Here is a 23,514-nt window from a genome sequence, read left to right on the forward strand (position 1 = left end):
AACTATGGCGCGCGTTCTCATAACCGGAGCATCCGGTTTTATAGGATCAAACCTGACCCGGGCCTGCCTGAAGCGAGGTGACGAGGTCAGTGTGATCTTGCGGCCTCGTTCGTCCACGGGCCGGATTGCCGATATTGCGTCGCGCGTTGACCTCTACAGGCTCGACGTCACCGACGCTCGGGCTCTTCACAGCTGCTTGGCAAAAGCCAGGCCGGAGATCGTTTTCCATGTGGGTGCGCGCACCCGTTTCGAAAACCGGCCTGACTTGCAGGATCTCGCCGACAGCGTCGAGGAGAATGTCTCGCCGCTGATCGCGCTCCTGTCGGCCCTTGCCGCTTGCGATTGCCCGCCCCGGACTTTCGTCAGGACGGGGACGATCGCCGAATACGGGGACTGTCCGACACCCTTTATAGAAACCGAGCGAGAAAGACCGGGCGGATCCTATGCCGCCTCACTTCTGGCCGGGACACATTATCTGGAGATGGCGCAACCGCGACTTCCGTTTTTTGCCGTTACCGCACGGTTGGCCCTGACCTATGGGCCCGGGCAGTCGGAAAGTTTCCTGATCCCGCGCGCCATCACTCAGTTGCTGGCCGGCCAGAAAGTGAGTGTCCGCAGCCCTCTGGATCGCCGTGACCTGATCCATGTCGATGACGTGACCACGGCGCTCATGATGCTGGGCGACAATCCCGAAGGTGCCGGACCGGTGGTCAATGTGGGGACAGGGGATTCCCCGACGGTCGCCGAGGTCATGAGGACCTTGATCAAATTGACCGACGCCGACGTGGATCTCGTGAAATTCAGCGATCAAGTCCGCGATCCCGTCGAATTGATCGTCTCTGCCGAACGCATCCGCGAACGCCTTGGCTGGTCAGCGGAAATCAAGCTTCAAGATGGCCTCGAAAGGACCGTGAAATGGGCACGAGAGAACATCATTCCAAACCTTGCAACGGAGATGCAGGCATGACTCTCGTCTCGATCCTGATCCCGGCACTGAATGAAGAGGACAACGTTCGCAACACCTACAAACGTGTCATGGACGTGTTCGAGCAGCTTCCCGACTATGAGCCGGAACTCATCTTCACTGACAATCATTCCAGTGATGAGACCTTCTCCATTCTCACGGAAATCGCTGCCGAGGACCCACGGGTTCGCGTGATACGGTTCTCTCGGAATGTCGGATACCAAGCTTCGGTGCTGACCGCCTACCGGGCTGCCGAGGGCGCCTGCGCCATACAGCTTGATTGCGACCTCCAGGATCCGCCCGAACTGATCCCGCAGATGCTCGATACCTGGCGCAAGGGCTACCACGTCGTCTACGGAATCCGGCGGAGCCTGCCGGACGGTCCGGTCGTCGCGTGGCTGCGCAGAACCTTCTATGCACTGATCGACGCGATCAGCGAGGACGACCTTCCCCGGAACGCAGGCGAATTCCGGCTGACCGACCGGCGCATTCTCGATGAGCTGCGCCGCGTGGAAGACCGCTCGCCCTATGTCCGCGGTCTGATCAGCGGCATGGGTTTCAACCAGACCGGTTTTGAGTACGACCGAAACGCTCGCGTGGCTGGAGATTCCAAGTTCCCGCTTCGTGCGATGATTTCCCTCGCGGTCGACGGCCTGATCAACCATTCGCTTGTGCCGTTGCGGCTGGCTTCCCTGATCAGCCTTCTGGGCGGCCTCTGCGCCTTCCTGCTGCTTTCGGGCTACCTCATCGGCAAACTGGTCTTCGGCCAGGAGTGGCCTGCCGGTTTTGCGACGACCACGACGCTGATCCTGCTTTCGATGACGGTGAACGCGATGTTTCTCGGCATTCTGGGTGAATATGTCGGACGGATATTCCTGCAGTCGAAGAACCTGAACCGGCCACTGGTTGAAATCGAACTGAATGGCAACGGACAACGGAATGATGCGGTTCCAAAGGGTCGACGTACCATGGTGGAGGCTGCGGAATAAACCATGAAACTGCTCTTCGTTCAGGCTAGTTTTGGCGCAGGCGGCACGGAAAAGATCGTTGCCATGCTGGCGGCACATCGTGCTGAGCTTGGCGATGAAGTGCACGTCGCAGCAATGACCTGCCCCGATGCAGGATCGTATTTCGACTATCCGGACAACGTCGTCCTGCACGTTCTCGACAGGGATAACGGCAAAGGGCTGCTTCCCCTGCCGTTGCGCCGGCTTGCCAGTATCCGCAAGCTGGTGAGGGCTCTATCGCCGAATGTGTGCCTCTCGTTCCTGACCAAGGTCAACGTTCTAACCCTTCTGGCCACCGGTTCGTCGGTGCCTGTGATCGCGTCCGAGCGCAACAATCCGCTGGCACAAAAGGCCCACCCGCTCTGGCGCCGTGCCCAGAATGCCCTGATGCCCAGAGCCGCCGCGATGGTCATGCAGACCGAGCGGGCACGGCAGGACCTGCCGGCGCGAGTACAACCCTGTGCCCAGGTGATCCCGAACCCCTGTGCGCCGATCGACGGTGTGGCCCCTTCACCTGGCGCAAAGAGGCTCGTTGCCGTTGGACGACTGGATCACCAGAAAGGCTTTGATCTGCTCATCGACGCCATGTCTCTGCTGCGCGAAAAACAGCCGGATGCAAGACTGACGATCTATGGAGAAGGCGCCGCCCGTGCTTCCCTGGAAGCGCAGCGTGACCGTCTTGGTCTTCAGGATATTGTTTCCCTGCCGGGCAAGAGCGCCAGGCACGGAGAATGGATCCGGACTTCCGACATTCTGGTTCTTTCGTCTCGTTTCGAAGGGTTTCCGAACGTTGTCGCCGAAGCTGTCGTCAGCGGGCTTCCCGTCGTGGCGTTCGACTGCGCCTACGGCCCACGGGAACTGGTCTTCGATGGCGTGAACGGACTTCTGGTTCAGGACGGCAATGTCGGGGCACTGGCCGACGCGATTGGCCGCCTGATGTCCAACCCGACCCTGAGGGCCGCAATGGCGGATGCGAATGTCCACCTGCAGCAAAAGCTGGCACCTGAGACCATTCTAGCCCTCTGGGACCGGACGATTTCCGACGCGGCCCGGAAGGAAGCATTCAACCGCGGCAAACCGGCAGGGGAGGGCTATTCACATGCGAATGCGTGAGCCTTTCAGCTCTGCAGGTGCCGCGATGTCCGTGGCAACGCACCTGGTGCGAACCGATATCGGAGCGCCCGGCAAAATCGACTTCAATACCAGGACAATCCGGCGGAATTCGTCGGCATTTGGGGGATCTTCATGAGCAGTATTGTTGACTCGCAGCAGGAGCAATATGCATTCGCTGAACGTCCGATACAGTTCGGTTTCTTTGCCATTTTCAAGGTGTTGCGAAGGAACTGGATTTGGCTGACTTTGGCCATGTTGCTGGGTCTGGGGGCCGCCTATCTTGCCCTTCAGGTCATTCAGCCAAAATATGCCGCTCGGTCGACCATCATTCTGGCGAAGGTCGAAACGAGAATTAATCCGACAGAGACGACAATCGAGAATTCCGACACGTCGCTTATCCACATCGAGACCGAGATCGATTTTCTTCGCTCAGTCGAATTCGCCCGCAAGGTCGCCAGCGAACTCAACCTGATCTCAGACACCTATTTCAATCCGTACCTTTCGGCGACCGAAACGCCGGTTCCCACCGATGAACAGCAATTCGAAGCGGTCCTGGTACGCATGCTCAACAGCTACACGGTTGAACGGCGAGGCGAGAGCCTGGCGCTCGATATTCGTGTGCGGCATCCTGATGCCGTCATGGCTGCGCAACTGGCCAATACACTCTCAAGCACCTACATCGATGACTCTCTTCGGGACAAGAAGAAAGCCGTACAGTATTCAATCTCAGAATTGTGGGACCGGATAACGTTACTCGGCGGTCGCCTGAGCGAGATGGAAGCGCGTCTTGCGGAACTCATTCGCGAAAACGAACTGGACGACACCAGCCTCGGCGACGAGTTGAGGGCAGAGCTGAACAGATTGACGTCTATCCTCAATCTGGCGCGCGACCAGAATGCGTCTTCCATCCGGATCAATGAAAGCAAACAGCGTCTTGCCGAGGTGGAAACGAAGCTTGAGGAGCGAACGCGCGCCGAACTGACACAGTCCAAGCTGCAGAGGTCGCTGGATGCGGATCTTGCCAGGTACCAGGCACTTGTAGACCGGCGTAACGCACTGGAAACACAGATCGACTTTCTTCAGCCCGATGCCCGGCAGGTGACCGTGGCTTCCGCTCCGCTGAAACCGGCGACACCCAACCGTCCCGTCATTTTTGCGCTTGGGATTGCTGGCGGCCTGATTGTCGGTCTGGCCTTGGTGCTGTTGCGCGAATTGTTCGACCGCCGGGTCTGGACCGGTACCCAGACGATGCAGTACCTGGGCCTGCGAACCATCGGCTACGTTCCGCGGATCCGGTACTGGCGGAAGAGGGACAAGCAGGAACTCTTTCTGAGCAGAACCTCCAGGCAGGAGAATTCACCGTACCAGCTGGCGTTGCGGAGCCTGCTCACACTGCTTTCCAACCAGATCCGGAAAAAGGACAGCATGGTCATGGCCGTAACGTCGGCACTTGCCAACGAAGGCAAGACGACCCTGACGTTCTCACTCGCGGTTTCCGCCGCCCAGGAAGGACACCGGGTACTGTTGATCGACCTCGACATCCACCGGCATGGCCTGACACGCATGTCAGGTTGCGAAATCCCAAAGGAAACGCCTCAGGAAATCTGGGAGGATCAGAACGTCTTCGACGCGCAGATAGTGCCTTGCACCCGTTTCGGACAGATCAATCTCCTGTCGTTCGCTCAGGATTCCATCATTCCGAGGCGCGTGTTCAATACGCCTCGTGGCAAGGCGATTTTGAGAAAATTGCGCGCGTCCTATGACGTCATCCTGATTGATACGGCCCCCGTTTTGGCAGCCGACGAAGCAAACCGCCTGGCGTCGCTTGCGGACTTCGTGATCCTCATCGCCCGCTGGGGACGCACGTCGGAAGATGCGCTTGGAACGGCGGCAGAAGCCTTGCGGTTCAATCAGATCCCACTCGCTGGCGTGGTGTTGAACGACATCGACATGCGGCGATATTCGCTCCGCGACTATGGAGCTCACCGGGCAGGAGGATACTACGCCTATAACAACGGCTACATCTACAAACCGCCAAGTTGAAACAGCTTCCGTCGCGTTGGCGCGACCCTTTCAGTCGACACGTTTCACCGAAAAAAGCCGTATCTGACATGCTGTTTTATCTGGAGTTTTTCGACATTTCGCTGCGCACCAGTGTTTCACGCGCAGCTTATTGAAAATTGCATCAAGTGCCGCGGCGCCGCTCAAGTTCTGATCTGGTGTTCCGCAATTTCAAGCGATCGCATGGTTCGGCGCACACGCGCGACACAATGAAGGAGACGATCCCTGTTTTTGATCAACACCAGCTCTCAAACCGCCGGCAAGGTGGCTGATCAGGTGTCAAAACGTGATCGCCATGCCGAAGGTGCTGCCGATTTCAGACCAGAGAATCTCCAGATTCTGACGCTGATCTTCAGAAATGCGGTTCTGATCGTCCTGTGCATACTGGTCTCTGGCGCCCTGATGTGGTTTCGGCTCACCACCGTTGTGCCGACTTACAGTGCGCAGGCCACGCTGGTGCTTGATGACGCGGTCCTGCGTCTCGATCCATTCGGTGCCCGGTTGCGGGCCAGAACCTTGTCGATGCTTCAACTGGCCACCGAAATCGAAGTCATGAAGTCGCGGGAATTCGCAGCAAGGGTAGCGGAGGAGGTCGTACCTGATGAGATTTCCGGAACAAGTCAGAACGTCTTGTCCGGAAGGGAAAGCACGGTCGATCGCATTCTGGAGAGCTATCAGATCATCTGGCATCCCACGACCTTCGCCCTGGACATCCTCGCCACGGACGCCAGCCCGCAATTGGCAGCAGACATCGCGAATGCTGTCGCCCGGAACTATGTCGACTACACACTTGAGATACAGCGCGCCGATGTCGAACGAACCAAGATGTCGATCTTGTCGCGCCAATCCGCGCTGCAAGAGACGTTGAAAGATGCGGAAGCCAATCTTCTGGAATTCACCAGAACCAACAATCTCGACGATCTGACCGAGACGGAAACCCTGACCAACAATCTTCGCCGCCTGCAGGCGCAATTGGCGCTGGCAGAAGAACGCGGAGTACCCTTGCAAGAGTCTGCAGAACTCAAGGCCGACCTGGATGCGACGCTGGCAAAACTCGACGCACGTTCGGCGGCCGAAGTTGAGAAAACCGGCTTCGAACGGAGACTGGAATCGATGCGAAGACAGGATGATCTTCTGTTCGATCAGCTTGAAGCACTCGCATTGCAGGAAGCGCTACTGACCCCGGTCGCGCGGCAAGTGTCGATCGCTATCCCAACGACCAGACCAGTTTCGCCTTCTCCCAAAACCGAAATGGTGGGCGCGCTGATCAGCGGGCTCACTTTCGGTTTCCTTCTGGCGCTCTTGCGGGAAAACCTTCGCGGACGTCTGCGGTGGCCGCAGCAGATAACCGCGTTCCGCGCACCGGTTCTGGGGCAATTGCCGCCCCTATCACGGAAATTCGTAAACCGTATGGCATGGACGACCAGGAGCGGGAACTTGCGGCGGGCACTGCACAAGATCGCACCCCTGCACACCGCCGTGCGGACAAACACCAGGGCGGACAACAGGACCGAGAATGGGACCGGTGCAATGGTTCTGATCACGTCACCGGGGAGCCGGGAGGGCCGGAGTACACTCAGTTTCGCACTTGCCGCATATGCGGCCGCGGGAGGTGAAGATGTTCTGCTGGTCGATCTTGATCCTTCGCCGAGGGACTTGATCTCGACCCTCTCGCGCAAACGCACTGCGAACGGATTTCTCGATCTTCTGAGCAACCCTCTGCGGATCGATGCAGCCGCGTGGCATCTGCCCGGCCATCCGCATCTGTCGATAGTCGCCCCTGCATCGGGGCCCGTACCAGTGCGGTTCAACAACATGTCCAGCGTCGAAGCGTCACTCAGCGTTCTGCGCCGCAAGTACTCGTTAATTGTGGTTGATTGCCCACCGGTACTGAGCGACGACACGACATGCCGCCTCGGCAGTGTCGCGCAGGCAGTGCTGCTGGTCGCGCGCATGAAGAAGACACGCTTCGAAGACCTTTCGAAAGCCGCTCAGCAACTCGAACTGAACAACGCCTCAAACGTCGGGATCGTGGTGAATGATGGCTAGGAACAGAACACAGGCTGCAGTCCTTATCGTCTTCGGTCTCTTGATGCCGCAAACGCTGGCGGCCGAGGCCGCGCCTCGAGCCTTTCCGGGAGCGGTCGGGTTCGGAGCATCTGCAACCGGCTGGACCGGAGGGGAGGTCATCTCCGTCACAACGCTGGCAGATGCTGGCGCCGGCTCTCTGCGAGCCTGTGTGGAAAAGGGCGAAATGCCTCGGATCTGCATCTTTCAGGTGAGCGGAACGATCACGCTCGACACCCCCCTCTTTTTTCGCTCAAACCTCTACGTCGCAGGTCAGACGGCACCCGGGCAGGGAATCCAGATCAGACTGGGCAAGTCCCGCGCCACACCCGTCATCATCAAGAATGCCAGCGACGTCGTCGTCAGGTTTCTCAAGGTACGCCCGGGACCGAGCGAGCAGCCTTCGTCGTCGGTCGATGCGGTGACGCTTGAAAACGCGACGCGCGTTTATCTTGATCATCTGTCCCTGATGTTCTCGACCGACGAGAACCTCGGCATCCACGTTTCCCGCGAACGGTCCAGCGACATAACCGTCGCCAACAGCATTTCCGCCTGGGCTCTGGATCATGCCAACCACCCGAAAGGGCGCCACTCCAAGGGGGCCTTGATCTGCTCTGGAGACGGCCGGGATTTCGATTGCGGACGCGTGAGCCTCTGGCGAAACCTCTTCGCTCACAATCGGGACCGAAATCCCGATATATACGGCCATGATGACGGGCCGGTCGAGGTCGTGAACAGCGTATTCTACAATCCGATCAGTCAATTCGGAGAGTTTCGAAACTACTACGGCAACGCGTTTATCGTCTATGCCGGCAATGTTGCGCTGACCGGCCCGAGCACCGTCGACAGACGGCCCGCAGCAGTTGAAGCAATCATGGCAAGCGACCAGTACAGACTTGAAGTTCAGGTCGATGACATTCTCGCAATCGACCGTGGACGCTGCGACCAAGACCGCCCCTTTCGGCAAGTCGATGCCGATCCCGGAGCGGAGATCATCGAGGGTGTGACCGGCACACTGTCCGTCCCGCGCGTCAAGGCAAGCGAAGTACTCGACCTTGTGCTTGAGGGAGTGGGCGACCGCCTGCCATCGGGCGGACATCGGGACTCGCTCGACCAGCAACTTGTCGAAACCGTTCGCGATTGCAAAGGCAAGGTGATCGATTCCCCATCCGAAGTCGGCGGCTGGCCGGACCTCCAACCGGAAGAACGGGTCGTGGACAGTGACGGCGACGGGTTTCCTGACGCTTGGGAGCAGTCAACAACGGGGCTTGATGCCGGCCAGCCGGACGATCCCTGGCAGATCGTTGCGGGCACGGACCAGTCCTACATACAGCTTTGGCTGGCAGAGCTTGCCGGCGACCGGGAGCTGGAGGACTGATGGCCCGCCTGATCAACCTCTCTGCTGAAGACAGCCAGACCGCCGGTCGGCTAATGCGCAATTTTTCATGGGTCTTTTCGTCCCAGGCGGTCAGCGGGGTGATCAGCATCGGGACCCTCGCCATCATGGCTCAGTCGCTTGGTCCGGCAGGCCTTGGCCTGTTTGCGATCTTCCAGGCTTATGTTCGCATTGTCGACCGGCTGCTGCGGCTGGAGCCCTGGCAAGCCGTGATCAAATACGGTGTCGACGCTCTGTCAGATGATGACGGCGACAGGTTCATGCGGTTGCTGAAGGGTTCGGTTTACGTGAACCTTGCAGGCAGCACGCTGGCTGCCGGGGTTTCGATCCTTGCAGCTCAGGTGACCGCACGAATGATGGGCTGGCCGGAGGACAGTGCCGCTTATCTGGCTTTGTTTTCCCTGGCGCTTCTCTTGAACCTCAAGCCAACCGCGGTCGCGGTCCTGAGAATTTTCGACCGGTTTGATGTTCTTGCCAAGGTCGACGTCGGTATCGCCCTGATGCGTCTGGTGCTGTCGGCCGGCGTGTGGTTGATGGGCTACGGCCTTTGGGGGTTTGTTCTCGTTGCGGTGATCGAAGGCCTGGCGAACAGTCTGCTGCCGTTCGTCTATTCGCTCCGATATGTCCATCAGCGTGGCTACGGCAAGTTCATGCAACTGCCGATCAGGGGCATACGCGAAGAGAACCCCGGAATTCTGCGGTTTCTCTGGAATTCGAACTTCAATGTCATCATCCGCCAGACAGTCCAGCGTCTTGACGTGATCCTGCTGTCGGTTCTAGTTGACGAGAAATTCGTCGGATTTTTCCACATAGCCCGCCGGGTTGCCGACAGCGCGCTCAAGCTGGGGCGCCCGCTGAACCAGGCGATCTTTCCGGAACTGGCCCGCAAATGGAGCTCCGGCGAGGAACGCGGGTTTTACAAACTCGTCAATGGCGTGCTGCTGGCAATCGCTGGCCTTTGCGTGGTCGTGCTGGTTCCTGCCGCTTTCCTGATGCCATACGTCTTGTCTGTCATGTTCGGCGCGGGCTTCAACGAAGCCGCCAACATGGTCAATGTCCAGTTGCTGGCGGTCATACTTCTCCTGGCAACCATGGTGCTCAACCCGGCAATGTTGAGCATGGGGCGCGACCGCGAGCTTCTGTGGGTGACCTTGCTCGGAAGCGTCATGTTCCTGGCCTGTTTCGCCCCACTGGTCGGGATGCTGGGGCCGGTCGGGGCTTCGGTCGCTCATGTTCTGTTTAATGGCACGCTCGTGGCAGGCACCTTGTTTGTCCTTTACTGGACGCGCCGACAGCCCACCGTGAGGAGGCCGGCTTGACCCCAAGCGCGATACCGATCTCTTCCCACAGCGGTTCCCCTGTCCGGAGCACGACAAGCCAGGAAATCGAACGCCTGCTTGTCATCGCCGCGGTGTTCCTGTCGCCAATGACATATCTTCGAACCGACATCGTGTTCTTCACGCTGTCCGATCTCGTCGCCAGCGCCGCTTTCGTCGTGATGATTGCAAACAGGCGCGTGCCGCTTCGCCCGTTCGCGGACATGACGTCTTTCTGGCTGTTCTCGGTATTGCTTCTTTGCAGTGGCCTGATTGCCGGATCGTTGTTGAACGGCGATCCGCTTACGGGTGCGGTTGGCGTCATCCAGTACGTCTTTTCGTTTGTATGCATACCGCTGCTGCTTCTCGGGCGTCCTGCGCGGGAGACGATGTTCCTCTGCAAGGTGATGGCGTTTTCCCTTGTGTTCGTGATGTTGCATGGAGTGCTCTATTCGGTGTTCAGCCCGGACGACGCGCGTTTCTTTTCCAGAAACGGCCGACTGACCGGACTGATCGAGCGGGAAAACGGGGTCGGTCTCCTGGCCGGAGTAGGGATCGTCTACGTGATGTGGCTTTACTTCATCTCCCAGATATCCGGCATCGTGTTCCTGGCACTGGTGGCACCCGTTGCCTACGGCCTGTTGTTGTCCGCATCGAATTCAGGGTTCATCGTCGCGGTTGTCGGGATATTTGGAATCTCTTTTTTCCACGGCTCCGCCAAACATATCCTGGCTTTCATCGGGATTGGAGCGCTTGCACTGGCGGCCCTGTTCCTGTTCGGACAGTATTTCCTGCCCGAGGTGTTTCAGGAGCGGGTCTACGGCGCATTGACGACCGGCGATTCCAGTGAGGCGGGAACCTTCGATGGGCGACTGCTTCTCATCCAGGAGGCAATTTACCTGATCGATCGGTCGATCTGGTTAGGGGTCGGAGTGGATCAGCACCGGTTGATCAGCCAGTACGGAGCGCCGGTTCACAATACCTATCTGTTGCTGTTTTCCGAAGGCGGCCTCGTTTCGCTGCTCGGCTTCGTCTGCTTGCTGCTTACACTGGCATTCGTCGGCTGGCGGTCATTCAGCAATCCCGACACGCGCTGGTCCGGGGTCCTGATGTTCACGATACTGCTCATGTTCGCGGTTGCCCTCAACGGAGTGACCCACGTTTACGGCAGGTTCCTGTCCGTTCCCCTTTTGCTTCCGGCGGCGATCTGTCTGTCGGGTTACCGGGTTCGCCGGCACCGGAAACGGGAGCACAGATGACCCATGAAAAATGTCCTTACTAACGTTCGTCGAGACCATCGAATAAACCGGATGCAACTAAAGCGTCCTGAAAGAATCATGAACGCTATTTCGGGAAAAATTCCTTTTTCGTTGTTTTCCGATTTTCGTGATAATCTTGGATATATTGATAATAATTTTGTTTCTTTAAGTTAAAAGATGGGAGATCGCGCATTGAGTATTCGGTTTATAATTGCCGTACTTTCATTATCGACTTTTCTTGTGTCGGGTCTCTCGGCCGAACAGTACAGGCTGTCCGGCGGTGAGACACTGGAGCTGCGTGCTGGCGCCTGGGATGCCAGAAACAAGACCTTTGCCAACTGGGATGGTGTGGCCGGTTCCTACAAGATGGCACCGGACGGCAAAATTCATGTCCCGATTGCGGGAGCCGTGGAAGTTGTCGGCAAGACCCTGGACGAGGTCGCGGATACTATTGCCAGCCGCATGCAGCGCATCGTCGGCTTGACGGAATTACCCGCGGTCTCCGTCGAAGTATCCCGGTATGCCCCGGTGTTCGTGGGCGGAGCGGTTACGGCTCCCGGACAATTCGACTTCATCCCCGGCATGACGGTCGAGAAGGCCCTGGCAATTGCCGGTGGCTATTATCGCCTGCCGAACGAAGAGGGGACACAACAGACCTCGCTCACCCGAGTAACGGGGGAGATCAATCAGCTTCGCGGAACCGCATCCAAACTGTTGCAGCAGGAGACAAGGCTCGAGCAGGAAGTGCAGCTCTTTTCGGCGGAGACATTGCCAGACGCCGTGGAGTCGCAATCATCCGACCCTGTGCAGTCGAAGATCCTTTCCGCCAACATCAAGGTGATCAAGGCCGAGCTCCAGAGCCTCAAGGATCTTCGTGTCCTGCTGACCGAGAAAATCTCTCAACTGTCCGAAGAAATCGTCCTGCGTGACAACCAGATCGAACTGGCCCGCAAGGATCTCGCATCGATGGAGCATCTGAAGGACAAGGGGCTGGCCGTGACGACCCGCGTGTCCTCTGCCAATACGGCGCTCAACGATCTGGAGGCAAAACGTCTGCAGCTCGAAGTCGCCCGTCTCGACGCGCAGCAGCGTCTCAATCTTGCATCGAGAGACGCCGCGACCCTGTTCGACAGGACCCGCGGGGAAAAGCTCTCCGAACTCACGGAGGTGAAATCAAAGCGTTTCGAGGTCGAATCCCGTCTTGAGCTGGCCCGAAAGGTCTACGCCGAGACGCTGTCCGCGAACTCGGTTGATACCACCGCCCAGGACAGCATTGTAACACCTTCCTACAGGATATCGCGGCTCGAGAACGGCGAGATGCAGAGCCTGGACGTCGACCTGAATGCCTTCATGCGTCCGGGCGACAGTCTGACGATCAACCTGACGATTTCTGAACCAGCGTCCAAGTAGGTCCGGAGCAGTGATGAGACGCATTCGAGTATTATTTCCGTTCGTAGGCGGACCTGTCCTGGGCGGCAGCCACATTTCGGCGCTCAGCCTTGCCGCTGCCCTGGATCCAAACCGTTTCGAGGCGCGCGTCCTCGTCCATTTCGAGCCTGGCGCCATTGGCCAAAAGACGCGGGAGCTGGGGCTCGATTACGAGGTGCTGGAGGATACGCCACTGATGTCGTCGCCCGGCCTGCCTCTGCCCGGCAGCGTAGGCGGGCTCGGCTATCTGACGCGAACACTGCCGGCCTTGCGACGAACGCTGAAAAAGATCGATCCCGATATCGTGCATACGAACGAAGGACGCATGCACGCCAACTGGATCATGCCGAGCAAACTGTCTGGTTGTCGCCACCTCTGGCATCATCGCCAGGATCCGGCTGCGAAAGGGGCGAACACGCTCGCCCCCTTGCTTGCCGACCATATCGTGAGCGTTTCACATTACGCCATGCCATCACGTCCGATCCGGCCGATTGGCGACCGAGCAAGCGTGATCCGAAGTCCTTTCGATTTTCCAGCCATACGGCCCGATCGCACAAATTCCCATGACAAGCTTTGCGACGAACTCGGCCTGCCGAGGGACGCGGTACTGCTCGGTTATTTCGGTTCGATCATCAAACGCAAACGTCCCGATGGCTTTGTTCGGGTGGTCGATGCGGTTCGCCGCGCCTTGCCGGGGCGTCAGGTGCACGGACTGCTGTTCGGCGATACCGTCGATGCAACCCGGGGCCTGGACGAAACCTGCAAGGCGCTGGTCAGTAGCCTGGGACTGAACGACAATTTTCATTTCATGGGCTTCCGCTCACCGGTTTTCGAGGCAATGAGCGGTGTCGATGTCATGCTTGTTCCGGCTGTCAACGAGCCATTCGGCCGGACCCTGATCGAAAGCATGTATCTGGGGACGCCTGTCGTCGCGACACGGCACGGTGGCAACATCGAAGCGATCTCGGACGGTCTGACGGGGTTCCTTGTTGAGCCGGACGATCCGGAGAGCTTTGTCGAACCTATTTGCAAACTGCTCAGTGACCCTTTGCTGCAAACCCGGATTGCCGACGCGGCGCAGGCAGATGCCGCGGCCAAGTATGGCGCCGAACGCCATGTTTCCGAAATTTCCCGCCTTTACGAACAGCTCGTCGAAGGCACCCAGGTAGCAGGTACCGCATATGCTTGACTCAAACATACGATTTCTGATTTTCGGCGCGGCCAAGTCCGCAACGACCTGGCTGCAAAGATCTCTGGAGCGCAGTCCGACGATATCGATGCCCAGCCCGGAGCTGCATTACTTTTCCGATGAGTATCACCGTGGAGCGGACTGGTACCTGTCTCAATTCGACTTCAGTAAACCGGACGCAATCGTCGGAGAGAAGTCGAATACCTATCTCACGCAACCCGAGGCGGCAGAGCGCATCCGGCGGGACCTTCCCGATGTCCGGCTGATCGTTCAGATGCGGGAACCGTCGGCGCGTGCCTACTCCGATTATTGCATGCTCTTGCGACGCGGGGAGGTGTCTCGAAACATCGAGGATCATCTCGACCCGGCGAAGGCCGCGGGCCAGCGTTTCATCAACGACGGCCGTTATGCCCTGCATCTTCGCCGGTTCTACGATCTGTTCCCGCCGGAGCAGATTCTGCTGCTGCTGTTCGAGGATATCCGGCGCCAGCCTGAAAATCAGCTCGCCCGCCTTGCCACGCATATCGGTCACGAGGCACCGCTGGCTCCTCCGGTGGACAGCAAGGTGAAAGACAAGAACGCCGCCATCGTTCCACTGCCCCTGCGCAAGGTCCTGAAGCCGTTTCGCCCCGTCCTGGACGGCGTTCGGCACACCAGGCCAATGAGGGTGCTTCGCGATGCCGTCGCCCGGCCACAGGAATACCCGCCGTTGAGCCCCGATCTGGAAAAAAGGCTGCAGGACTTTTTCGCTCCGGAAGTCAGCGAACTTGAACAGCGGATCGGCAGACCGCTCGACGTCTGGCAGGGTGCACGAAAGGCGTGACCTGATGGACTACGTTGGCAGCGAAGGTGCTGGACTGGAGGTTGGAACGGACACTGCCGCGCCGGTCATGCATGTGATTACGAATTTCGCCGCCAGCGGCGGAGCGGAAACGATGCTGGCAAGGCTCCTGGCAGCGACATCCGAACCGACAATCGTGGTCCCTCTGATCGGCGTTTCAGAGCGCAACCAGAGTTTGGCCGGACGGCCGGACGTGGAATATCATCCGCTCAACGCACGCGGAGCGGTGCACATGCCGGGTGCAATCCTGAAACTGACGGGGCTGATGCGGGAGAAGCGCCCGCGAGCGGTACTGTGCTGGATGTATCATGCAATGGTTGTCGGCACCTTGTCGGCGCGCCTGGCCGGGGCGCCGCCCGTCTTCTGGACGGTGCGCCAGGCACTTGACGATCCGCGCAGCCTGACGCGAAGCACGCGCCTCGCCGTTGCAGGGGCACGCATGCTATCGTCTCGCGCTGCCGGCATCGTTTACAATTCGGCACGGGCAAGAGAACAGCACGAACAGTATGGCTATGCCGCGCGGTTCGGAAAGGTCATCCCGAACGGCGTCGTGGTTCCCGAGCAGGCGGACCCCACGCCGCGCAAGGCCCGTGTTTTCGGTATAGCCGCGCGCTTTCATCCTCAAAAGGACCACTTGAACTTCTTCCGGGCCGCAGCGCAGATCGCCGCACAATTTCCCGATGCTCGCTTTGTTGCCGCAGGTTTCGGTCTTGATGACCGCAACAGCGAAGTTCTGGCCATGATTGAAGACGCAGGGCTTGATCCGGCACGTCTGAAATTGCTTGGGGAGCTGCGTGACATGGGGGATTTCTATTCGCAGATAGATGTTCTCGTCCTGTCGTCCAGAACGGAAGGGTTCCCGAATGTCGTCGCCGAAGCCATGAGCCATGCCCGTCCGGTGGTCACCACCAATGTCGGCGACGCGGCACTTGTTGTCGCTGATACCGGCAAGGTTGTTTCACCGGGCGATCCGGATGCGCTGTGCGAAGCGATGGCCGAATTTGCCCGAATGCCCCCCGAGCAGGTTGCCGATCTCGGCAAAAGGGCTCGGCAGCGCATCGTGGCGAACTACCAGGTGAAGCACATTCTCGGTGAATACCAGGAGATTCTGTCGCAGCGTGGTCCAGCCTGAAGGCACACTTGCGGCCCACAGTTAGCTATTTCATCGAAACCGTCTGGACCGTCAACGCGCCGTCGAGTTCATCCAGCGACGTTATTTCGACATGGGCCGCGTGTGCATCATCTTTCGCGTGCGGCGGATGCACGGCGCCCGCCCGCCGGATCTGAACGGTGATCCAGCCGCGCGCTTTTGGCGTCACGAAGTCCTTGGCGGGATTGTCGGCGACGTAGACCATCGGCCCGTCGTCTGCCGCAAGTCCTTCCATTTCCTCGTAAGCGCGGGGATGTGGTTTGCCATATCCTTGCGGCCAGTCTCCGGTCTTGCGGATATTCTCAATCCAGCGGTCAAGACCAAGGGCAACGATCTTGGCGTTTTGAATTTCCGCCGGTCCATCCGTAATCAGGCCGAACGGACCGCGGTGACGCTCGAGAAAACGCGCCGCATCCGGAGCCAGCGAAATCTGCGGCGGGTGGCCACGGTAAGCCGCAACAAGATCAGCGATCAAATGGCTGTCGCCGCAGTGTCCGAGCCTTTCAAGAGCGCGGTTGAAGATCTGACGCCGCTCGCCTTCCTCGAACAACACCCTGCAGGCGTTGCCAAAACCTTCCAGGCTTTCGCGTTCTTTCACCCAACCGTCGAGAAAACGATAGCCGCTGAACGCAAACTCCCGCTCCAGATAGAGCGTATCGTCCAGATCAAAAACAATCATCGCAATCCGCCAGTTAACGAATGTGGGGTCGACCGGACAACGCTACCGGCCAGGGCTTCTACTGCCAGGACAGAGCCGAGGTGCGGGTCCTGACAAAAGACCATTGCGGCTCCGGCAATCCTGCGACGATCAGCCGTCGTAGATCGCGCTGTCGTATCGGAGCATTTTGACATTTTCTCGCCAGTCGTCGTTTGCGCTGCACGGGAGGCCCGACACTTCCTCAAGAAGCCATTGTGCAAAACGCGCGCCGGCATGGTCGGCCAAGGGATACCCGCCCCCAAATCTTGCATTGATTTCAATGACACGCGGTCCCAGCTCCGGGTCGTCGATCACCTGGAAACAGGCGACGCCGGTCAAGCTCGGCAAGGCCCGGTGCACGCCCTCGGCGATTTGCCGGAAGTCATCCCGTCGAACCGTTCTTCCCTTCTCGACTTCACCCGCGCGGATCTGGATGCGCAGATGAGGAACCACCGTTCGCAGGCTGCCGCCTGAATCGACGAACATGTTGATCGTGTATTCCGGGCCACGCAGAAACTGCTGAAAGACCATTGGTTCCTCAAAACGGCCGGGCAGCTCTCCGATAGCCTGAAAGACCTGCAGTCCCCGGCTGGCGCTACCGCCGCTCGGCTTGGCAAACACCGGCCAGCCGAGTGCATCCGGATCGGACAGCAACGCTTCATGTCCCAGCGATTTCGGCACCGGCACGCCTGCAGCCTCGAGCATTTCAGACGTCAGCCGCTTGTCCCTCACAATTTCGATGACTTCAGTCGACGCCACATGCACCCGCGCTCCCAGCCGGGTGAACGCGTCGGACACGCAGGCAAGCGCCATCAACTCCGTGTCAATCGTCGGAACCACCAGATCGACCCGGTTGTCACGCACAATGTCGAGAATGGCGTCGGCATAACTCGGGTCGTCGCAACGCGGCACGGCAAACGCCCGATCCGCAGCTGCACATGCTGCACTTAAATCCGGAGCAAGGTCACAGGCGAGGATTTCCAGCTGGATTCCCAGATGGTCGGCAGCAGATCGGAAACATTGAAGCAAACCAACGCGGCGTCCCGCAGAACAAAGCAGCAATCGTAATTTTTTGACCGGCACAACAAATTCTCCGGAAATGTGAGAGGCAATTCAAATGGAATATCAATTCAGTATACGCGGCAATTTCGACCGCAGAGAGAATATAACCAGCCTTGGCTAGTTTGTGAATTCAGTTTCACGAACGTAATGAAGTCAGCGTGATCTTTTTGATTGTTGAAATTCACCTGCGTAACAAATTTGCCGGCATACTCATCTTGGTGTCATCACGTTGTTGGAAGCGCTTCAACCTTTCCACGTTTCTCAACGTCCCCCTGCGGTTCCTTGATCGAGACAAGGCCGGTGAGAAGCAGTGCGATGAGGTCTGCCTGACGATTGGTTCCGGTCTTTTCGAAGAGATTGCGCAAATGAAAAGCGACTGTAGTCGGTGCGATTGAAAGCTCCTGCGCGATGTCTTCCTTTCGCCGACCCTGCGCCAACGCACGGGCGACCTCCGATTCAGTCGGCGTCAGATCGAACAGGCCTGCCAGGATCTCGTCCGGCATCCTTGGCCGATGCGCGAGATCCGAGATGAATATCACCGCCTTCGCGTCATCGTTCGGCAATCCCGTACTGTCCGGGAGCGAACAGACCGTAAGCAGAAAATCACGGCGTCCGGACGGTCTTTGCACCGTCAGGCTGGCAAGGTGGTCCTGGCCCTTGCAGGCAGCCTCACAGGCATTCGCCAGCAGTTTCCTGATATCGTTGGCGAGCTGCGATGAACCGGTATGGAGCGTCCGGTCGATCACCAGCCCGTCCCTGGCCATATGTATTTCCCGAGCTGCTCTATTTGCGAAGACAACACCGGCCAACGACACCAGCACGATACCGAAGGAAAGCACGTTGAGAACACTCTCCATGCCGTTCATTCCAAGCGATCGGTCCGATCCGCTGCCTGCCAGGGCTAGCCGAAGCGTTTCCAGTTCGTTTTTTTGCCTGTCATCGATCCGGCTGACCTGGCGCAAGCGAGCCTCGATCGTCGCCAGCAACAGGTCATAGTCTATCGGTTTGACCAGATAATCGTCCGCGCCCGCGCGCTTGCCATGGATGATCTCGTCGCGCTGGTTTAGCGCCGTCAGGAAGACGAAAGGAACATCTGCGAGATGCGTGTGCCTGCCTCTGACGGTTTCGAGCAAGCCGTAACCGTCGAGTCGGGGCATGGAGATATCGCACAAGATGAGATGCGGGCGGATCGTTTCCAGCACGTCCAGCGCTTCGCGGCCATCACCTGCACCGACCGCATCATAGCCTGCAGCGGAAAGTTCATCGATGATGTCCTGGCGAAGATGGCACTGGTCCTCAACACAGAGAACCGTCAGTTTCTGACCGGATTTGGGCATCGATTGCATTAACTGCTCTTTGAACCAGACCACGTTGAAATCTGACCGTGATGAGCCCGATAGTCGGTTCCATGGATGGCGGCGTCAATGGGCGGTCTTTCTTGACGCGATTTCATTCTCCTGTCCCCGTTCAAACGCAGGGGGACAGCACTCACGTTCGACAATATTCTCCCGCCATATTGCAACAGAGCGTTCAAGGAGACGCCAAATATGTGGGATTTTTCTATCGGCCGTGCATTAGGCCTGATGTTTCAGACACTGCCTTTCATCATCTTGCGCATGGCGGTCTATTTCGGAGCTGCCGTTGCCTACATTCTTGCAACGGGTGTCGGTGCCGGGGTCGGCTGGGGCATCGGCGGGTTCGGCGATGCCGATTTCCAGGCAACGACCACGACCTGGGGCGGCGTCATCGGGTTCGGTTCGGTCGCTGTCGTGATGTATCTACTGAGAGAATACGTTCTCTATGTCGTCAAGGCCGGGCACATTGCCGTTCTGGTCAAGCTGCTCGACGGCAAGGAGATGCCGGGCGGACGGTCCCAGATTTCCTACGCCCGCGAAGAAGTCTCTCAAAGGTTTATGCAGGCCAGTGTGCTTTTCGGCGTCGACCAGCTGATAAAGGGTGTGCTGCGCGCAATCACGGGCCTGGTGCGGGGCGTCTTCACGCTTCTGCCGATCCCCGGTGCACGGCAACTGATCTCGATTGCCGAGGCCTTCCTGCGCATTGCCGTCGGTTTCATCGATGAAGTCATCCTCGCCTATACGATCCGGACAAATTCGGACAACGTGTGGGCTTCGTCCCGGCGCGGGCTGGTGCTTTACGCCCAGAATTACAAACCGATGCTCAAGAATGCCGCCTGGCTCACTCTTATCGTCTACGGCCTGTCGTTTCTTGTCTTCCTCGTCATGTTGGCTCCGGCCGCCCTGGTCGCATATCTCGTTCCTGGCAGCTGGTCTGCGGGCGGCATCGTGTTTGCAATTTTGTTCGCGTGGTCCGTCAAGTCCGCTTTGCTGGAGCCTTTTGCAGTCACCTGCATCATGGAGGTCTACTTCCGGACAATTGAAGGGCAACAGCCTGATCCGGCCTGGGAAGCCAAGCTCGAACAGCTTTCGACAAAATTTTCCAGTCTGAAGGAAAAGGCGGCGTCCTATCAGCCTCCCCGGATCAACGATCCTGTCAAGGCGGCTGGCTGATCATCACGCACGCAGTTAGGACTGCCTTGTCCTGTCTGCACCGGCATCCGGCATCCGGCAAATAAGCGCCCTGTTTCTTGTTGTTCGCATAGCGGGAACTCGGGACAGGGCGAAATACGCAATTTTCGGCGTGCGCAACATCGGAGGTCTGGCATCGGTTGAATGTTTGCAACATCAACAACCGGTGCCATAATGATTTTTTTGACCTTTGCGGGCCCGATCATTGATTGAAGCATTTGAAAAACAAGCGTTACCGGCAACGAGACGAAAAGACATGGCAGCGGCGTTGTACCGGTGTTGCAGTCACCTTCGCTGCTCCTTCAGATTCACCAATCTGCTTTTTTTCCTCAAACCGTCAAAGGCATTTGCAGGGACAATGCTCATGCTGATCGGTGTCGGTTTATCCGTTGCGACAGCTCGATCGGAAAACATGTCATTGACCGCCCCAGCAGGCGAAGTCCGGCTGACGGTCACCGGCAATATCCGCAAGACAAACTCAGAGGGCGCCGCGCTTCTTGACGATGCAATGCTGGAAGCACTGCCCCGTCACACCCTCGAGACCTCAACTGTCGTCACGGATGGCGTAAAACGCTTCGACGGCTTCCTGATGCGAGACCTGCTTGAATTCGTCGGCGCCGACGGCAAGACGGTTACCGCCAGTGCGCTCAACGATTATACCATCGACATCCCGATGGAAGACTTCGTGCAGTACGATGTTCTTGTCGCAACCCATATGGATGGCGAACGGCTACAACCCTCGGACAAGGGCCCTTTCTGGATCGTTTATCCCCGGGACGAGCATTCCGATCTTCAGGACATCCGTTACGACTATCGCTGGGTGTGGCAGTTGATCCAACTGAAGATCAAATGACGCGCAGAAGCGATCTTGTCGCCTATATCGTCGCAGGCACTGCATCCGTTGCCTTCGTCTTGCTGCTCGTATTTTCCCTCGCACGGCTTCTCGATACCGAAGCGGAATTGCGGCGCAACGAGGGGGACAACATGCTGTGGGCGATCTCACGAACGCAGTCCGCGGCACTCCTGCTGGATGCCGAGGTTTCCCGTCATGTCGGCAGCATCTCCCGTAAGGCAGCTGAACTGGACAAGCGTTACAACGTGATGCTTAGCCGCTTGAACCTGTTATCGGAGGGGCCTCAACGACGCTACATGCGAGAGCTTGGCCTGGACGGAAAGCTGGAAAAGGTGGCTGGGGCGCTACGAGCGCTTGAGGCAGAAATCCTGGACATGTCATATGGCGATGTCCAAACGGCTTCTGCCGTTCACGACCTTCTCCAGCCCTTGATTGAGGATCTCGGCCGCGCCGGAAACCAGTCCATGGTCCGGCAATGGGAGGCAACGGGTGCTCGGCTCGACAATCAACGTGCCGCAATCGTGCAGGTCATCATTTCCATAGTGGCGATCATTGTTCTCGGCGCCTTTCTGTCCTTCACGATGTTGCGGGCGATGGCCGAACAGCAACGCATTCGGCTGTCGCTCTTGCGTGAACGCGAAACCGCCGAGATCTATCGCAGTTTCGTTGCCCTGGTTTCTCACCAGTTTCGAACGCCGCTCGCCGTCATCGATTCCGCGATGCAGCGCGTCTTGCGGAGCGGGAACCAGATGCCAACCGACGAAATCAGGCAACGGGCAAGCCAGGTGCGCTCCGAGGTCCGGGGTTTGACAAGCCTGCTGGAAGCGACGCTGGATGTCGTTCGGCTCGAAGAAAGACAGGTGACGGCCAGACCCGGAAACTGCCATGTCGAGGATCTCATTCAACGGGTCGTCGCCCGTCAGAGTGAAGAGACACCGGAGCGGGCTTTTTCCCTGGAAATTGGCAACAAGGTTCCCCAAACGATCGAAACGGACCGGTTGCTTGCGGAACAGATCCTCAACAATCTTCTATCGAATGCGGTGAAATATTCGCCGATCACCGAGCCGGTTTCAGTGAGTGTCCGGGCGCAGAACAGGTCCATTTTCATCTCCGTGCACGATCGGGGTGTTGGTATTCCGCCGGAGGAGCAGGAGCGCGTGTTCAGCCGCTTCTTTCGCGGTCAGGGCACGGCGGGAATTCCCGGCACGGGTATCGGGCTGAACATCTCTTCCCAGGTTGCAAGGTTGCTCGGGGGAGAGTTGTCTTTTGAAAGTCAGGCGGGAATAGGATCGGCCTTTACTTTGAAATTGCCGGAGAAATGGCCGGGTGTGCAATAGATGGCGTTCTTGTCACCAAAACTGCTATGAGACTGGATTCACGGCTTTCGTTCGCACGTGAAGCGCGAACATTGATCTGAGCACTAACCTACTTGCGCAGATTCTGCGAAATCAGGTTCTGAGCTCGGGATCCATCAGTTTCCAGGGGAGGGGAAATGAAGCGCAAAAAACCACTTGTAACCCTGCGCGATGTGGCAGAGGCAACCGGTGTCAACGTGTCGACAGTTTCGCGCGTGCTTCAGAACAAGGGACGTGTTTCCCAAAAGACCAGAACCCATATTCTGGAAACAGCCGAACGTCTCGGTTACCACGGCAACCCGGTTGCGAGAGCCCTGAAAACCGCAAAGTCCTCCACACTTTTGATGGTTGTTCCCCAGATCGAAAACCCGATCTTTGCGTCGGCGATTGTGGGAGCCGAAATCGAGGCACGCGAGAAAGGTTTTGCCCTTCTGGTCTCCTATGACAAGGGAGATGGGCGCGAGATCATCACGGACATTTCTCGATCAAGCATCATCGAGGGTGTCATCATCGCGAGTTTCGATGAGGATGACCGGTTGCGACAGATGCTGAACAGCACGGGATTGCCGCATGTGATCCTCAACCGACATCTGGCCGGTGACCGGAATTGCGTTGCGATCGATACACGCGAGGCAGCCCGCATCGGGGTTGAGCACCTCATCGCCATGGGGCATCGCCGGATCGGGCATCTGGCCGGGCGGCTCGGCCGGTTCAATGGCGACATGCGGCGTCAGGGATGGCAACAGGCTCTTGAAGCCGCCGGCCTCGACCACGCCGAGGAATTCGTTGCCCAGGCAGGCTACGATCCTGCAGCCGTACCTGCGGCCGTCGACAAACTGTTGGCCTGCGGCGTGACCGCTATTCACGCCGCGACACTGCTGACCGCAGCTGCGGCCATTGCCAGATTGCACGAACTCAAGCTCCGTGTGCCGGAAGATGTTTCCGTCGTCACGATGCATGACGACCTGCTTGCCCGGGTCGTTTATCCCCAAGTGACCACAGTGGCTTTACCCTCCCAGGAAATGGGGCGCGCGGCAGCCAGCCGGCTCATCGACCTGATCCAGGGAACTGCGCCCGACGAGGGCTCAGCGCTCGAAAGTCTCCTTCTTCCTCCAGGCGATCTCATCGTGCGCGCATCGGTCGCCTCCATCTGAAATTCAGCAAACCGGGCTTGACATCCAGACCAAAGTGCAATTGTTTGTGTTTGAGC

The 23,514-nt window shown here is 58.3% G+C and carries 19 protein-coding genes; 16 read left to right on the forward strand and 3 right to left on the reverse strand.

Annotated features, from left to right (window positions below; translation table 11 throughout):
* The first annotated feature begins 4 nt into the window (after positions 1–4).
* From J7447_RS24485 to J7447_RS24540, 12 genes are all read left to right on the forward strand, one after another.
* On the forward strand, positions 5–967 hold the full coding sequence (locus J7447_RS24485) for an NAD(P)-dependent oxidoreductase (protein ID WP_209171229.1): 963 nt from the start codon (positions 5–7) through the stop codon (positions 965–967).
* Positions 964–1,953, forward strand: coding sequence for a glycosyltransferase family 2 protein (locus tag J7447_RS24490; protein ID WP_022999559.1), 990 nt, complete (start codon positions 964–966; stop codon positions 1,951–1,953). The genes J7447_RS24485 and J7447_RS24490 overlap by 4 nt, the downstream gene beginning before the upstream one ends.
* A 3-nt stretch (positions 1,954–1,956) precedes the next feature.
* A complete protein-coding gene (locus J7447_RS24495) occupies positions 1,957–3,084 on the forward strand; it encodes a glycosyltransferase family 4 protein (protein WP_209171230.1) in 1,128 nt (375 codons plus the stop codon).
* A 132-nt stretch (positions 3,085–3,216) separates the two neighbouring features.
* A complete protein-coding gene (locus J7447_RS24500; RefSeq protein WP_022999561.1) occupies positions 3,217–5,127 on the forward strand; it encodes a polysaccharide biosynthesis tyrosine autokinase in 1,911 nt (636 codons plus the stop codon).
* A 294-nt stretch (positions 5,128–5,421) separates the two neighbouring features.
* The gene (locus J7447_RS31570) at positions 5,422–7,194 is read left to right on the forward strand and encodes a hypothetical protein (protein WP_209171231.1); all 1,773 of its coding nucleotides are present in this window, start codon (positions 5,422–5,424) and stop codon (positions 7,192–7,194) included.
* Positions 7,184–8,590 carry a hypothetical protein gene (locus J7447_RS24510; protein ID WP_209171232.1) on the forward strand — a complete coding sequence of 469 codons (1,407 nt, stop codon included), beginning with the start codon at positions 7,184–7,186 and terminating at the stop codon, positions 8,588–8,590. Before J7447_RS31570 ends, J7447_RS24510 begins: the two co-directional genes overlap by 11 nt.
* The gene (locus J7447_RS24515) at positions 8,590–9,927 is read left to right on the forward strand and encodes a lipopolysaccharide biosynthesis protein (protein ID WP_209171233.1); all 1,338 of its coding nucleotides are present in this window, start codon (positions 8,590–8,592) and stop codon (positions 9,925–9,927) included. The genes J7447_RS24510 and J7447_RS24515 overlap by 1 nt, the downstream gene beginning before the upstream one ends.
* Positions 9,924–11,183 (forward strand): O-antigen ligase family protein, encoded by a 1,260-nt coding sequence (locus J7447_RS24520; RefSeq protein ID WP_022999566.1) that lies wholly within the window; start codon positions 9,924–9,926, stop codon positions 11,181–11,183. The genes J7447_RS24515 and J7447_RS24520 overlap by 4 nt, the downstream gene beginning before the upstream one ends.
* 240 nt (positions 11,184–11,423) lie before the next feature.
* Complete coding sequence (locus tag J7447_RS24525) at positions 11,424–12,593, forward strand: polysaccharide biosynthesis/export family protein (RefSeq protein WP_168687798.1); 1,170 nt, start codon at positions 11,424–11,426, stop codon at positions 12,591–12,593.
* 13 nt (positions 12,594–12,606) lie between these two features.
* Positions 12,607–13,800, forward strand: a complete 1,194-nt coding sequence (locus J7447_RS24530) for a glycosyltransferase family 4 protein (RefSeq protein WP_209171234.1) — start codon at positions 12,607–12,609, stop codon at positions 13,798–13,800.
* The gene (locus J7447_RS24535) at positions 13,793–14,623 is read left to right on the forward strand and encodes a sulfotransferase (RefSeq protein ID WP_075283062.1); all 831 of its coding nucleotides are present in this window, start codon (positions 13,793–13,795) and stop codon (positions 14,621–14,623) included. Before J7447_RS24530 ends, J7447_RS24535 begins: the two co-directional genes overlap by 8 nt.
* A 4-nt stretch (positions 14,624–14,627) precedes the next feature.
* Positions 14,628–15,773: a glycosyltransferase gene (locus J7447_RS24540; protein WP_286189536.1), complete on the forward strand. Its 1,146-nt coding sequence runs from the start codon at positions 14,628–14,630 to the stop codon at positions 15,771–15,773.
* Positions 15,774–15,798: 25 nt separating this feature from the next.
* Here J7447_RS24540 and J7447_RS24545 read toward each other — a convergent pair whose 3' ends face one another.
* The 3 genes from J7447_RS24545 to J7447_RS24555 all read right to left on the reverse strand — a co-directional run bounded on the left by J7447_RS24545 (position 15,799) and on the right by J7447_RS24555 (position 18,896).
* Positions 15,799–16,470, reverse strand: a complete 672-nt coding sequence (locus J7447_RS24545; protein WP_209171235.1) for an HAD family hydrolase — start codon at positions 16,468–16,470, stop codon at positions 15,799–15,801.
* Positions 16,471–16,599: 129 nt separating this feature from the next.
* Entirely contained in the window at positions 16,600–17,571 is a 972-nt protein-coding gene (locus J7447_RS24550; protein ID WP_209171236.1) for an ATP-grasp domain-containing protein, read from the reverse strand.
* Between the two features lie 203 nt (positions 17,572–17,774).
* Positions 17,775–18,896: a response regulator gene (locus J7447_RS24555; protein WP_209171237.1), complete on the reverse strand. Its 1,122-nt coding sequence runs from the start codon at positions 18,894–18,896 to the stop codon at positions 17,775–17,777.
* Positions 18,897–19,097: 201 nt separating this feature from the next.
* Between J7447_RS24555 and J7447_RS24560 the strand changes: the two genes are divergently transcribed.
* The 4 genes from J7447_RS24560 to J7447_RS24575 all read left to right on the forward strand — a co-directional run bounded on the left by J7447_RS24560 (position 19,098) and on the right by J7447_RS24575 (position 23,458).
* Positions 19,098–20,078 (forward strand): hypothetical protein, encoded by a 981-nt coding sequence (locus J7447_RS24560; RefSeq protein ID WP_209171238.1) that lies wholly within the window; start codon positions 19,098–19,100, stop codon positions 20,076–20,078.
* Between the two features lie 436 nt (positions 20,079–20,514).
* Positions 20,515–20,949, forward strand: coding sequence for a molybdopterin-dependent oxidoreductase (locus tag J7447_RS24565; RefSeq protein ID WP_209171239.1), 435 nt, complete (start codon positions 20,515–20,517; stop codon positions 20,947–20,949).
* A complete protein-coding gene (locus J7447_RS24570; RefSeq protein WP_209171240.1) occupies positions 20,946–22,286 on the forward strand; it encodes a HAMP domain-containing sensor histidine kinase in 1,341 nt (446 codons plus the stop codon). Before J7447_RS24565 ends, J7447_RS24570 begins: the two co-directional genes overlap by 4 nt.
* Before the next feature lie 155 nt (positions 22,287–22,441).
* Positions 22,442–23,458, forward strand: coding sequence for a LacI family DNA-binding transcriptional regulator (locus J7447_RS24575; protein WP_209171241.1), 1,017 nt, complete (start codon positions 22,442–22,444; stop codon positions 23,456–23,458).
* The last annotated feature ends 56 nt before the right edge of the window (positions 23,459–23,514 follow it).

Origin of the sequence: Labrenzia sp. R5_0, from assembly GCF_017743835.1 — a bacterium.
GTDB classification, from domain to species: Bacteria; Pseudomonadota; Alphaproteobacteria; order Rhizobiales; family Stappiaceae; genus Roseibium; species Roseibium algicola.

What these genes read in the sequence shown, in the direction of transcription:
- J7447_RS24545 (WP_209171235.1), bottom strand. Translation starts at nt 16,470, where the DNA reads ATGATTGTTTTTGATCTGGACGATACGCTCTATCTGGAGCGGGAGTTT.
- J7447_RS24555 (WP_209171237.1), bottom strand. Translation starts at nt 18,896, where the DNA reads ATGCAATCGATGCCCAAATCCGGTCAGAAACTGACGGTTCTCTGTGTT.
- J7447_RS24490 (WP_022999559.1), top strand. Translation starts at nt 964, where the DNA reads ATGACTCTCGTCTCGATCCTGATCCCGGCACTGAATGAAGAGGACAAC.
- J7447_RS24540 (WP_286189536.1), top strand. Translation starts at nt 14,628, where the DNA reads ATGGACTACGTTGGCAGCGAAGGTGCTGGACTGGAGGTTGGAACGGAC.
- J7447_RS24530 (WP_209171234.1), top strand. Translation starts at nt 12,607, where the DNA reads ATGAGACGCATTCGAGTATTATTTCCGTTCGTAGGCGGACCTGTCCTG.
- J7447_RS24535 (WP_075283062.1), top strand. Translation starts at nt 13,793, where the DNA reads ATGCTTGACTCAAACATACGATTTCTGATTTTCGGCGCGGCCAAGTCC.
- J7447_RS24570 (WP_209171240.1), top strand. Translation starts at nt 20,946, where the DNA reads ATGACGCGCAGAAGCGATCTTGTCGCCTATATCGTCGCAGGCACTGCA.
- J7447_RS24500 (WP_022999561.1), top strand. Translation starts at nt 3,217, where the DNA reads ATGAGCAGTATTGTTGACTCGCAGCAGGAGCAATATGCATTCGCTGAA.
- J7447_RS24510 (WP_209171232.1), top strand. Translation starts at nt 7,184, where the DNA reads ATGATGGCTAGGAACAGAACACAGGCTGCAGTCCTTATCGTCTTCGGT.
- J7447_RS24485 (WP_209171229.1), top strand. Translation starts at nt 5, where the DNA reads ATGGCGCGCGTTCTCATAACCGGAGCATCCGGTTTTATAGGATCAAAC.
- J7447_RS24495 (WP_209171230.1), top strand. Translation starts at nt 1,957, where the DNA reads ATGAAACTGCTCTTCGTTCAGGCTAGTTTTGGCGCAGGCGGCACGGAA.
- J7447_RS24560 (WP_209171238.1), top strand. Translation starts at nt 19,098, where the DNA reads ATGTGGGATTTTTCTATCGGCCGTGCATTAGGCCTGATGTTTCAGACA.
- J7447_RS24575 (WP_209171241.1), top strand. Translation starts at nt 22,442, where the DNA reads ATGAAGCGCAAAAAACCACTTGTAACCCTGCGCGATGTGGCAGAGGCA.
- J7447_RS24515 (WP_209171233.1), top strand. Translation starts at nt 8,590, where the DNA reads ATGGCCCGCCTGATCAACCTCTCTGCTGAAGACAGCCAGACCGCCGGT.